Genomic DNA, 12,585 nt, shown 5'->3' with positions numbered 1-12,585 from the left:
ACGCGTGAGCCATCACACCTGGCGTTTACTCAACGTAGTTGATCGTAGCCGAAAGCTACCTTCGCGCAGCCCTGGGTGAGCATACGAGTTCTTGCCGACAGATTTCGGTGGCCGCCGCTCGTTTGGGTCCGCCCCGATCGCGCAGTGTGCGGGCCGCGACAATGGGATGGTTCGGGGGCGACCTGGCTGCGGTCTCGTCGATTCTCCGTGGGGCGGAATTGTGGATACCCAAAGTTACACAGTGAAAGCCCAAGGTAATGTTGCTTTGCGACAGGCATCTTGGTGCTGACCTTGCGTGCCTGGTCGCGTCGTGGGGACGGCCGTGGGCGGCGAGATCTGGTCACCATCCAATGGCGAATGGTGCTGGTGTCGACCGCCAAAGGTCGTTACTTTCCGCATTCGTGGATACTCTGTGTAATGCACCGATCGACCCGCCTGGCGGAGGGTCGCGCAGCAGGATCAGATGATCGCGGCTTGACGCGGGGTGTGATGAGCGCGTCCGTGCGACGTCGCGGAGCCGGTCGATCCGCGGGGGCCCGCTGCCTGGCGGATCCGACCCGCGGGCTCGCGCGGCCGCCACTCCTCCCGACGCCCAGAACACTGATTCCGGGGATCCTTCTTGGGACCCCATGCCTACCAAGCACCTCGTTAACCGTGGGCGCGAGACAGTCAGGCGGTCGGCAGAATCAATAAAGCGACCGTCCACCAGCCATCCCATGCGCACGTTGTGGGCGGTGCGTCGGTGCACTGGCATCCCGCGGCCAGCGGATCACGACGCTGGTACTTGGTAGAACTTGGACGCCTCGACACACCGTCAGGTGGCATCGGCGAATTCCCCGGGACGGCCGGTGCCACCGCCGATGATTACGTTGCCGTTGCATCGGCGCCCCGCGCGTCGACCGGCGGCCTGCCGGGCCAGGGCGGTACGTCGTGGGGGAGAGGGACAGGAGTCGCGATGAGCACGCCGACTGGTGGTACCGGAAGCTCCGGAAGCACCCATCTGGTGACCAACCAGCCGCCGCCGCTGGTCGGCCATGACCCGTCCGCGGATCCGGCCCTGCGCGGCGCCCTCGTCCGGGAGGGCGCGGGCTGGCACCTTCCCGGCCTGCGCCGGCTCGGCGTGCTCGCCGGCTCCGAGCAGGCGTTGCGCTGGGCCGAGCAGGCCGACCGGCATCCACCCGAGTTGCGCACCCACGATCGTTACGGCCACCGCATCGACGAGGTCGAGTTTCACCCGGCCTGGCATGCCCTGCTCGACGTCGCCGTGCGGGAGGGAATGGCCGGCGTGCCGTGGGCCGAACCGCGCCCCGGCGCGCACGTGGCGCGGGCCGCGAACATCCTGGTCTGGGGCACGGTGGAGCAGGGCCATCTGTGTCCGGCGTCCATGACCTACGCCGTGGTTCCCGCGCTGCGGGCCGCGCCGGAGCTTGCGGCCAGCTACGAGCCGCTGCTGACCAGCCGGGTGTATGACCCGGGGCTGCGGGTGCCGGCCGGCAAGGCGGGCCTGCTCGCCGGCATGGGCATGACCGAGAAACAAGGCGGTTCCGACGTGCGGTCGAACACCACGACGGCGACTCCGGCCCCGGACGGCACCTTCCGGCTGCGTGGGCACAAGTGGTTCACCAGCGCCCCGATGAGCGACCTCTTCCTTGTCTTGGCGCAGGCGCCCGGCGGGCTGTCGTGCTTTCTCGTCCCACGGGTACTGCCGGACGGCAGCCGCAACACCTTCCGTATCCAGCGGCTGAAGGACAAACTCGGCAATCGCAGCAACGCCAGCAGCGAGCCGGAGTTCGACGACACGCATGCCTGGCTCGTCGGGGAGCAGGGACGCGGCGTCGCCGTCATCCTCGAGATGGTGACGCTTACCCGGCTCGACGCCGCCCTCGCCGCCGCCGCCGGGATGCGGGCGGCGGTGACGGCCGCGGCGCATCATGTGCGGTACCGGCGGGCGTTCGGCAGCCGGCTCATCGACGCGCCGTTGATGCGCAACGTGCTGGCCGATCTTGTCGTCGAAACCGAAGCGGCCACCACGCTGATGCTGCGGATCGCCGGTGCCGTGGATCGTTCCGTCCGCGGTGACGAGGGCGAGCGGGCCTTTCGGCGAATCGCGACAGGAGTGGCCAAGTACTGGGTGTGCAAACGTGCACCGGGAGTCGTGGTGGAGGCACTCGAGTGCCTGGGTGGAAATGGCTACGTCGAGGAATCAGGAATGCCGCGGCTGTATCGCGAGGCGCCCCTGAACGGAATCTGGGAGGGTTCTGGGAACGTCAACGCACTGGATGTTCTGCGGGCGCTGAGCCGGGAACCGGGGGGCCTGGCGGAGGTGAGCGCCGACATCGACGCGGCGCGCGGCGCCGACTCCCGGCTCGATCGGGCCTGGGACCAGCTCCGCGGGAACCTCGCGGATGCCGTCGGCGATCCGTTCACCGCTCGTCGGCTCGTCGAGCGGCTCGCGCTCGTCATGCAGGGATCCCTGCTCGTCCAGCACGCGCCGACGGCGGTCGCGGATGCGTTCTGCGCGTCCCGGCTTGCCGGTGACGGCGGTCTCGCTTTCGGCACGCTTCCAGCGGGAACCGATACCGCGGGTATCCTCGATCGGATTGCTTCGACAGGTCCGGATACTGATTCAACCGGTGATATCAGTCACGAGTCGGGAAAGAGTAGAAACGCTTTGTAGCTCCCGTTCGGAGAAAATCACTGGATCGCCCCTAGTCTGGTAGGCGACTACGCCCGCGGGGGGTCTCCATGATGTACTTCTGCCTGGCTGTTGCCGGGCTGGTAATAGCCGCCGGGATCCTCGGCCTGGTTCGCGGCCAGGCCGAATGGGCCTGGATTCACGGCCGCCGCCGCGCCGGCATCGTCACCGGTGCCGGATCGGTGGCGCTGCTCGCGTTCAGCGTGCTGGCCGCGCACGGCGTGGGCACCGGGGACGGTGGCGACCGCAACCGATCCTCGAGCGGTGTGCTCCTGTTGCCGCGGCCGTCCGGCACGGCCACGATCGTGCCCCGTCGGGGAGATCCCCCCGGCGCGTCCGGGCCTGTCAGCGGTCCCGACGGTAGCCCGGCCGCCGCGGATGCGGGTGGGTCGAGCCCGGCCGCCTACGGACAGCCACAGCCTGCGACTGGCGCGGGGCCACCTGTCAGCCCGCCGTCGGCACGGTCCGGCATTTCCGGCTCCGGCGCAGGTGGCGCCCCTCACCCGGCCTCTCCGGCGGGCGGCGGGCGGGCCGGCTCCGGGGCCGGCACGGCGCCTCGCACCCCAGCCCAACCCGCTCCGCCGCCCCGGACCGAACCGCCGCCCCAACCCGCTCCGCCGCCCTGGACCGATCCGCCGCCCCAACCCGCTCCGCCGCCCCGGACCTCGCCGCCTCGCACCTCACCCCCCAGGACCTCACCGCCTCGCACCACTTCCCCCTCCGGCCCGGTCTCCCCGTCACACGGCGGTGGGCCGGTTACCACCCCCCCTCGATCTGGTGGTGGTTCGACGACCAAGCCACCGTCCACTCCGGCTGGCGGTGGCGGTTCGGTGGGCGGCGGTGGCTCGAACGGTGGTAGTGGTCCGAGTGGTGCCGGCGGGGTAGGGACGAATCGTCCGCGTAGCCCCGCTCAGCCACGACCGTCGGCCGTCGGCCGTAGTCCCACGCGGACCCAGTCCACGGCCCCGACGCGGACATCGTCGCCCCCGAGGACGTCCGCGCCGTCATACCCGACTCCCGCCCGGACCTCGGCGCCTCCCCGGATACCCGAGTCGTCGCGGACCACGGCACCGTCGCGTAGCCCGAGCCGTCCGCGGACAAGGAGTTCCAGCCCCACCAACGGTTCGAGCGGCTCGGCCGGAACGTCGCCCTCGGCGAGCCCCACCCGTTCGGCACCGAGCCGCTGGCCACCGATCTTTCGCTGGCCAGGCCAGCCGCGAGACTCCGCCGACTCCTCGGCATCCGCCATGTCCTCGGCATCCGTCGCGACCTCTGCGCCTCCCGTGAGTTCGGTGCCCGCTGCGACTTCGGTGCCGGCCCCACCGTCGGTCTCCGCCGCGCCTTCGGCCCCCACGGCATCGTCAGGTACACCGTCCTGATGGCGACCGGCGAGGCCGACACGGAGCTCAGCGTATCGATGGCATAACTGTTGGTGAGTTACGGTCGGGCTGTCCGGTCAACCGCCGCGATCTGGGGGCCCGATGTCTGTTGTCGCCATGGCGCTGGCACTGGTTGCCGTCGCGGTCATGGTTCTCGGGATCGCGGCCACGGTACGTGGCCAGGTCGCTCGGCTCGGCCTGCGCGACCGGCGTCGCGGCCTGATCGTGGCAGCGGGCGGATTCACCGTCGCCGTGACCGCCTTCGGTGTCGCCGCACCGCTTGGTGTCGCCCGGGACGACGATGCGAGCCTGCGGGCGGAGCGTGCGGCCGAGACAGAGCTCTGGCGCGCCAGCACCGGCACCTCCGATGGGTCCGATCCTGGGCTGTCCGGTCAGACTGGCCTTCCCGCTCAGGGGAGTGTCGAACTCACCCCGCCCATACCGACGCTTCCCCCTTATCCGGACCCGATCTATGGGGCGACGCCCCCGCCGTTCGGCGACGCCGCGCGCCAGACGCCGCTGCTCGACCCGGCCGGGCCGAGCAGCGGTCCCGACGGCGCTGCTGGCGCGGCACGCGGCTCGGCGCCGACCGCTCCCACCAACCCGCCAGGCGGCCGCCCTGCCCGTCCGGTTGCCCCCGGCCGGTGGGATCTGCTCGGCCGCTTGGATCTGCCCGGCATCGGCGGCTCCTTCGGCGCCAACCCCTACGGTGCCGGTCTACCCGGCACCGCCCCCCTCGGTGGTGGCCTCGTCGACGGCAGCCCCGTCGAGGGCAGCCCCTACGGCGTTGGCGCGGATGGTGGCAGCCATGGCGAGGCCGGCCTGTCCCGCGAGGGCGCAGACGGCAGCCCCGTCGAGGGCAGCCGCGGCGTCTCCGGCGGGATCGGTGCCGGCAGCGGCGGCCATCGCGGTGGTATCACCGACGGCGACGGGATCACTGCGGACGGACCCGGCCTGGGTGGTGCCGGCCTGGGCGGTGGTGCTGGCCTGGGTGGGAACGGATCGCCTGGGCGAGCGGACGGCAGCGGGCCGCGCCCGGCGCCGCTGCCGGTTCCTGCGGGCGGTGGGCAGGGTGCTTCCCGCTGGACCGAAGGCTTCCCGAGCGGCTCAGGCCGATGACGCGGGCACGGCACGCCGGGCCGCGACCAGGGCGCTGATCGCCGGCAGGTTCACCGCACCCCAGGCGTCGAGCAGGACGGACAGCTGGTCGAGCGCGGAGTCGAGGACGAAGACACCCGTTGTCGGGCAGGCGGCCCCGATCTCGACGAGCACCGGTCGCAGATGGACCTCGACGGCCAGCGCGTGCTCTGGCGCGGCCGCGACCTGGACGGGGATGGTCGGAAGCCCGCCGAGTTCGCCGGCGCCGATCTGGTCGAGCAGCAGCTTCAACAGCCCGGTGTAGGTCGCCTTGTAGGTGGGTGTCGCGATGACAAGAACGTCGGCGGAGCGGATCGTGCGCAGAGCCGCCGCGACGGTCGGATCGCCCCAGCCCAGCAGCCCGGCGCCGAGCTCGCTTACCTCGATCACGTCGGTTTCCGCCTCGAGACCATCCGCGCTCAGCGCGGCGGCGACGCTGGCGGCCACCGCCTGCGCGACCTGCCGGGTGCGGGATGCGGGCTTGGGATTTCCCACCACACTGACGATCCGGCTCGGTTCCATCGGATGGCCTCCCTGGTTCGCTCGCGGGCCGACACCACGAACGGGCGAGTGCCGGGGGCGCTGCGCAGTCTATCGGGGCAGGCCGATACGCACCGCTCGCCGTGAAGATGTTCACCGGGACTGTTGCTGAACTATGGCCGGCTTATTGCCGGCGGTCCGCTCCGCCGGCCGGTCGGGCGGTCGTTGACCCGATGGGCGTGGCTGCTGGCCCGATGGAGGAATACAGATTCCGCCCGGCAGTGCCATGACGGTGCGCACCGCCGGGCGGAATTCAGCCGGAAATATTCGTGGGGTAACGCCCGCGGGAGGACGTGGCTGGATGGGACCGGAAAGAGCGGGTCGGTCTCCCAGCACATGCCGCCGGGATCGGGATTTTCCGGCTGGTCGAGCCGGCAACTGGCACAGCAGGGGACGGCGCGGCGGCCCTGGCTCAGCGGGTCTCCAGGACGAACGTGTAGAAGATGGCCAGTGGCCAGAGCAGGGTCGCAACCACGGCAGTGAAGAAGCTGCTCAGCGCATGGCCGTCCCAGTCGGTGAAGTTCCAGTAGTGCTGGCTCGCGGTGATGACGACGCCGATGACGAGGTAGAGCAACGTTCCAAGGCTGATGCTGTTGGTTCGGGTCCCGACCCGGGTGCTCATACCGGCTCCTTCTTCGCTGTGTCCGCTGGGGATGATTCGCGGCTGTCGTGGGATTACCCGCTATCCGCCGACCTACACGCGGACCTGCATACCTGCGCCTGGTTGCCCGCATTCCGGGCAATGGTCGATACCCGGGCGGTGGGGGCGACGGTGGCCCGCTGGTCACAGCGGATCCGCACCGGCCGACCCTCGGTGACCTTGCGCGCACTGAGGCGGGGACGGCAGGTGACGAGGCGGTCGCGCCCGGCATTGTGTCGGGTGTCGGAGGTGGTCCGCGGTTTATCCCCGAGGTGCTGGAACGGGATAGGCCGCTCCGGTTGGACCTGGCCGGCCGAGATGGTCGGCCGGGTGCGGAGGAGGGGTCGCCGAGATCCGCCGCACGGCATATCGGCGGGAACCAGTGTGTGCGGTGGCCTGCCCCGGGGAAAACCCGTGCTCGGGTTGATGCGGATATGACTTTCGGGTGAGAGGGAGCAGATACGCGCGAGGGGTATCGCACGGCGGTCAGGTTGACGTCGTCCACCAGTGGCTCTGGATGCTTTTCTCGAAGCTAAATCTCCGAGATGTCCGCCATGTTGTCCCGTGCGATGCACCCGGTCACACCGCATTGTCCGCCAACGGATAGCGTGGCGCCGTGCCAATTCACAGTCCGCCCGGCGCCCGGGCAACTCCGCCGCCGCTTCCGATCGTTCCGAACATTGTCCCCGCACGGTCCCTCGAGGGTGGGCCGTCAGCAGTTATCTCATCTTCCGAATTTGTGCTCCTGCTGTTGTTGGTGACCGTTCTGGCGGTCATCGTGGCTGTCCCCTTGATTCTGGGTGTGCTGCGCGAACGGCGGGCTCCCCGCCCGCGGCCTGGCCGTGACGTCCTGTCCCGCCTGGACCACCCGACCACCTTGCGTCGCCCGCGCGCCGCCTCTTTCCCACCCATCCCACATCTCTCGAGCGCCGCATACCTCTCGACCGCTGCGCACTACCCGTCCACCGCGGACCACCACCGCATCGCGGGCCGTACGTCGACCTCGCTCGACCGATCCGCGGTTTCGGAACATGGCAGTCAGATTCAACATGGCAGCGAGATTCAGAGCGGCGACCATTCCTTGGCCTGTACCACCAGGCCGGACCAGTCCGCCCCCTGCCGGCGGGCCCGCTGGGCGAGAGTGAGAATGCCGTTGGACAGCCAGCTGCTGGGCCGCACCGCCGACGCGGCGAGAGCCGTGGTCGCCAGCATCTGCGCCCGTTCCAGGTCACGTCCCCGCATCGCGGCCGAGGCCTGGTAGAGCCGAACGGCGGCCAGCGCACCGGAGGCTCGGGACCGGTCGAACAGTCCGGCCGCCTCGTCCAGCAGGCGTTCTCCCTCCGCCAGCGACCCCGCAGCCACCAGGGCCGCGCCGCCGAAGGTCGGCAGGTACGCCGGGTGGATGCCGTCCAGGCTGTAACCGGGAGTACCGGCCGGCAGCGTCGCGGCGATGGCATCCGCCGCGCGCAGTCTCTCGACGATGCCGGCCACCGGCATGTTCCGGGCCGCCATGATGTGTGCCTCGGTGGTGATGGCGAGGATCGCGGTATGCGAGTGGGGGGCGGTCGCACGCGCCGACCGGGCGAGCAGGAGGCCGTCGTCGGTGCTCTCGAAGGCGTAGGCGGCAAGCTCTGCCAACGCGACTCGCGCGTGGGCCACGGTGGTGGAGTCGCCGACGTGACGGGCGAGGACCAGCGCCGAACGGGCCGAGGCCGTCGCCCGGGCCGGCAGACCCGCGTCGCCCTGCGCAACGGCGGTCATGACCAGGATGCGGCCGTGGGCTCGCGCCCAGTCACGCCGTAGTGCCTCGCCGAGCCGCCACCGGCCGATGGTGCGGGCATGATGAGCGAGGCCCGACAGCCGGGACACGAGCTCGGCGGGCGGCGTGGTCTCCCAGCGGCGCGCCAGCGTCCGCAGCGCGGACTCGACTTCCTCCAGCGCGGTGCGGCTGTCGGTCGTGGGGATGCTCACCGAACCTCCCTCGCCGAGAGGCCCATCCGCGATAACCACCGCGCCGACGGTGAGAGCGGCGCAGGTGAGCGCCCCCTGCCGAAGGAGCGTGCGACGGTCTGCCGAGGCATCCATGCAGCACTCCTGACGCTCGCGGCCTGACGGACCGGACACGTGCCCGCCCTACCCGCACGTGCAGCCATATGTTCTCCGCCCGCGACTTCCCGCCCGCGACTTCCAACGCAGTACGACAACCCTAACCGGTTAAGGATGGCTATGTCGTCCTCATGTTCAGATCGGCGTACATGTATTCGCCTTTTCTGCAGGTAGGGCGCGCAGGTGAGGCAGGCGGGGCGCGCGGACCGGACGCGTGATCGCCGTGAGGAACGGCGGTAGGCAATCGGCGTCCGGCTGACCATGCTGCTCTGCCTATGCCGTACCAGGGGCTACGCCGTAGAGGGGCTACGCCGTAGAGGGGCTATACGGCACCAGCCGTGAGCACGGGCTATGTCGTACCGGCCGCGGCGGCCGGGGACGGAGGCAGTCCGTCAAGGGCTTGGCGCAGATCGTCGACGAGATCGTCCGCGCTTTCGATACCGACGGACAACCGGACCAGGTTCTCCGGAACGGCAAGCGGCGAATCCGCGACCGAGGCGTGCGTCATGCTGGCCGGATGCTCGATGAGTGATTCCACCGCACCCAGCGACTCGGCCAGCGTGAAAAGCCTGGTCCGGGCGCACAGGTCGAGGGCAGCGGTCCGGCCGCCCCGCACGGTGAACGAGACCATTCCGCCGAAGTCGCGCATCTGTTTCACGGCGACCGGGTAGCCGGGATGGCCGGGCATACCCGGGTATCGCACCATCTCGACCGCCGGATGCGCGGCGAGGTGGGTCGCGATGTGCCGGGCGTTCGCGCACTGCCGATCCATCCGTACCGGGAGGGTCCGGATGCCCCGCAGCAGAAGCCAGCAGTCGAAAGGACCCGGGACGGCGCCGGCCGCGTTCTGCAGGAAACGCAGGCGCTCGGCGAGACCGGGGTCGGCGACGACGATCGCCCCGCCCACGATGTCGCTGTGGCCGCCGAGGTACTTCGTGGTGGAGTGCACGACCACGTCCGCGCCGAGTGCCAGCGGCTGCTGCAGGTAGGGCGAGGCGAACGTGTTGTCCACCGCGAGCAGGGCGCCCGCGTCGTGCGCCAGCGCCGCGAGCTCGCCGATATCGGCGATCGTCAGCATCGGATTGGTCGGCGTCTCGCACCACACCAGGCGGGTCACCCCGGGACGGATCGCGGCCCGGGTCGCCTCGGGGTCCGCGAGGTCGACGGCACTGTACTCCACGCCCCAGGCGCTCAGCACCCGGGCGACCAGCCGGTAGGTCCCGCCGTAGGCGTCGGCCGGGATGACCAGATGGTCACCCGGCCGGCACACGGCGCGCAGCAGCGTGTCCGTCGCCGCCATGCCGGAGGACAGCGCCAGCGCCGCCCGGCCGCCCTCGAGCGCCGCGAGGCAGCTCTCCAGCGCCGTGCGGGTCGGGTTCGCCGACCGGCTGTACTCGAATCCGCCACGCAGGCCGCCGACCCCGTCCTGGGCGTAGGTCGAGGCCAGATGGATGGGTGGGACGACGGCACCGGTCGCCGGATCAGGTTCCTGACCGGCATGGATGGCGAGCGTCTCGAACCCTGCGGGCGGCATGTCGTCCATGGCATCCATATCGTCACGCTACGGGGTTGCGGCCAGGAAACTCAGCAGGTCGGACCGGGTGAGGATACCGACCGGGTTGCCGTCCTCGTGCACGAGCACGGCCGGGTCGTCGCCGAGGACCGTCACGACCCGGGACAGCGGCTCCCCGCTGCCGACCATGGGGAGCGGCGGGGACAGATGTTGGGTCACTCGGGCGTCGACGGCGGTGCGGTCGGCGAACACCGCGGCCAGCAGCTGCCGTTCGAGCACCGAACCGGCGACCTCCGCCGCCCGCAGGGGTGGCTCGTGCGCCACCACCGGCATCTGCGACACGTTGTACTCCCGCAGGTAACTGATGGCGGCGCCGACTGTCTCGTCCGGGTGGACGTGCACCAGGTCCGGCGGGGCGTTGCCCTCATCCCCGTTGTGGGCGCGCCGGTTCTGCTCGGACTTGTAAGCCAGCGCGTCGGCGACGGTGGGGCCGGTCTGCGGCGGCTCCAGGAAGCCGTACTCGTACATCCACTCGTCATTGAAGATCTTTGACAGGTAGCCCCGTCCCGAGTCCGGCAGCAGGACGACGACCAGGCCGTCCGGCCCGAGTTCCCGGGCCACCCGCAGCCCCGCGACCACCGCGAGCCCACATGAACCGCCGACCAGCAGTCCGCAGCGCCGGGCGAGCTCACGGGTCATCAGGAACGAGTCGCGGTCGCTGACCGCCTCCACCCGGTCGACCACCTCGCGGTCGTAGGTCGCCGGCCAGATGTCCTCCCCGACCCCCTCGACCAGGTACGGCCGCCCGCTGCCCCCCGAGTAGACCGAGCCCTCCGGGTCGGCGCCGACGATCTGGACAGTCCCGTCGGACACGCCTTTGAGATAACGGCCGACACCGCTGATCGTGCCGCCGGTGCCGATGCCGGCGACGAAGTGGGTGACCCGGCCGTCCGTGGCATGCCAGATCTCCGGGCCGGTGGTCGCCTCGTGCGCCGCCGGGTTGTGCGGGTTGGAGTACTGGTCCGGGCTCCAGCTACCCGGCGTCTCACGCACCAGCCGGCGGGCCACCTCGTAGTAGGAGCGCGGGTCGTCCGGTGCCACCGCGGTAGGGCAGACGACCACCTCCGCGCCGTAGGCGCGCAGCACTGCCCGCTTCTCCTCGCTGATCTTGTCGGGCATCGTGAACACGCACCGGTAGCCGCGGCGGGCGGCGACCAGCGCGAGTCCCACTCCGGTGTTCCCGCTGGTCGGCTCAATGATCGTCCCGCCTGGGCGCAGGTCGCCGGACGCCTCGGCCGCCGCCACCATCGTCAGCGCCACCCGGTCCTTCACCGAACCGCCCGGGTTCAGGTATTCCAGCTTCCCCAGCACCGGCGCCGAGGACTCGGCAATCGTCGGCGTCAGACGAACCAGCGGCGTGTCGCCGACCAGATCGACGACGTGATCGAACACCTGCATAGCGGTCATCCACCTATCAGGGCTGTCAGGCAGTGCGCGGTGACCCTGCGTATGACCGTAGCGAGTCCGTGCCCCAGGTGCCCGGTCCGCGTGCCGGCCGGATCGCCATCTGGATCGCTGTCTGGATCGCTGTCTGGATCGCTGTCTGGATCGCTGTCTGGATCGCTGTCTGGGTCGCTGTCTGGGCCGCCGCGCGGATCGCCATCTGGATCGCGGCCTCCGATGCGCGCGCAGAGTCGTGAACACGTTCCGGATGGGGTAGGCCGTAGGGGGAATTTCCCGTGCGGGGGATTCGTCGGATGACCGGGCCGGTCGGGCTGGCCTGGTCGGCGTGAGGGAGCGGTCGACGGTGCGTCTCGTGCTCAACATCATCTGGTTGATCTTCTGTGGCATCTGGCTCGCCCTCGGCTATGCCCTGGCGGCGCTGGTGTGCTTCATCCTCATCATCACGATCCCGTTCGGTATCGCCGCGCTGCGGATGGCCAACTTCGCCCTGTGGCCGTTCGGGCGCAGGCTGGTCGACCGGCCCGGAGCCGGGGACGCCTCCCTGATCGGCAACGTGATCTGGATCGTCTTCGCCGGCTGGTGGCTGGCGCTGGGCCATCTCACCACGGGGGTCGTGCTGTGCCTGACCATTATCGGCATCCCCCTGGGCCTGGCGAACTTCAAGCTGATTCCGGTCTCGCTGATGCCGCTCGGCAAGGAGATCGTCGACGCCGACGACCGCGTCTTCGTCTGACCGTTCCGCCCCTGTGACCGTTCTACCCCGGAGTGTCCGGTGAATGCCCGCCAGGCCCTGGCCGGCCTGGCCCGGCAGGCCCCGCTGAAGCCAGCGCAACGCCCCGGGCGAAGCCACGGGCAAACATCTCACTTTCCGTGACGGAACTGAGAGCCTTGTTGGGGTGGAAGATCCAAACAGGTCGTAATGGGCACGTCTGCGTCCGATATGCCCCCCAGAGGGACCTGTTTGGCGGGATCTTGCTCGGCGGCCCACCACGGAACGTGGCGGGCGGTGGGGGGGGGGGGGGGGGGGGGGGGGGGCCCCCCCCCCCCCCCCCCCCCCCCCCCCCCCCCCCCCCCCCCCCCCCCCCCCCCCCCCCCCCCCCCCCCCCCCCCC

General features: G+C 70.5%; 9 protein-coding genes. 3 read left to right on the top strand and 6 right to left on the bottom strand.

What is annotated here, in order from left to right:
- Positions 1–955: 955 nt before the first annotated feature.
- Positions 956–2,677: an acyl-CoA dehydrogenase family protein gene (locus MXD95_RS09205; protein WP_250640131.1), complete on the top strand. Its 1,722-nt coding sequence runs from the start codon at positions 956–958 to the stop codon at positions 2,675–2,677.
- 928 nt (positions 2,678–3,605) lie between these two features.
- On the opposite strand, the gene MXD95_RS09200 is transcribed toward MXD95_RS09205, so the two are convergent.
- On the bottom strand, positions 3,606–4,049 hold the full coding sequence (locus tag MXD95_RS09200) for a hypothetical protein (protein WP_250640130.1): 444 nt from the start codon (positions 4,047–4,049) through the stop codon (positions 3,606–3,608).
- Positions 4,050–4,176: 127 nt separating this feature from the next.
- Here MXD95_RS09200 and MXD95_RS09195 point away from each other — a divergent pair, with 127 nt between their 5' ends.
- Positions 4,177–5,193 carry a hypothetical protein gene (locus MXD95_RS09195; protein WP_250640129.1) on the top strand — a complete coding sequence of 339 codons (1,017 nt, stop codon included), beginning with the start codon at positions 4,177–4,179 and terminating at the stop codon, positions 5,191–5,193.
- On the opposite strand, the gene MXD95_RS09190 is transcribed toward MXD95_RS09195, so the two are convergent.
- The 5 genes from MXD95_RS09190 to MXD95_RS09170 all read right to left on the bottom strand — a co-directional run bounded on the left by MXD95_RS09190 (position 5,182) and on the right by MXD95_RS09170 (position 11,468).
- Complete coding sequence (locus tag MXD95_RS09190; RefSeq protein ID WP_250640128.1) at positions 5,182–5,733, bottom strand: NADPH-dependent FMN reductase; 552 nt, start codon at positions 5,731–5,733, stop codon at positions 5,182–5,184. The two genes, MXD95_RS09195 and MXD95_RS09190, sit on opposite strands and share 12 nt — an antisense overlap.
- Positions 5,734–6,163: 430 nt before the next feature.
- Positions 6,164–6,373 carry a hypothetical protein gene (locus MXD95_RS09185; RefSeq protein WP_250640127.1) on the bottom strand — a complete coding sequence of 70 codons (210 nt, stop codon included), beginning with the start codon at positions 6,371–6,373 and terminating at the stop codon, positions 6,164–6,166.
- A 1,080-nt stretch (positions 6,374–7,453) separates the two neighbouring features.
- Entirely contained in the window at positions 7,454–8,362 is a 909-nt protein-coding gene (locus MXD95_RS09180; RefSeq protein WP_250640126.1) for a hypothetical protein, read from the bottom strand.
- Positions 8,363–8,846: 484 nt separating this feature from the next.
- Complete coding sequence (locus MXD95_RS09175; protein ID WP_250640125.1) at positions 8,847–10,040, bottom strand: cystathionine gamma-synthase; 1,194 nt, start codon at positions 10,038–10,040, stop codon at positions 8,847–8,849.
- An 18-nt stretch (positions 10,041–10,058) separates the two neighbouring features.
- Positions 10,059–11,468 carry a cystathionine beta-synthase gene (locus MXD95_RS09170; RefSeq protein ID WP_250640132.1) on the bottom strand — a complete coding sequence of 470 codons (1,410 nt, stop codon included), beginning with the start codon at positions 11,466–11,468 and terminating at the stop codon, positions 10,059–10,061.
- A 349-nt stretch (positions 11,469–11,817) separates the two neighbouring features.
- Here MXD95_RS09170 and MXD95_RS09165 point away from each other — a divergent pair, with 349 nt between their 5' ends.
- Positions 11,818–12,207, top strand: coding sequence for a YccF domain-containing protein (locus tag MXD95_RS09165; protein ID WP_250640124.1), 390 nt, complete (start codon positions 11,818–11,820; stop codon positions 12,205–12,207).
- Positions 12,208–12,585: the final 378 nt, after the last annotated feature.

This window comes from Frankia sp. AiPa1, from assembly GCF_023243075.1.
Taxonomy (GTDB): domain Bacteria; phylum Actinomycetota; class Actinomycetes; order Frankiales; family Frankiaceae; genus Frankia.
This window is presented reverse-complemented; position numbering and strand designations above follow the sequence as displayed.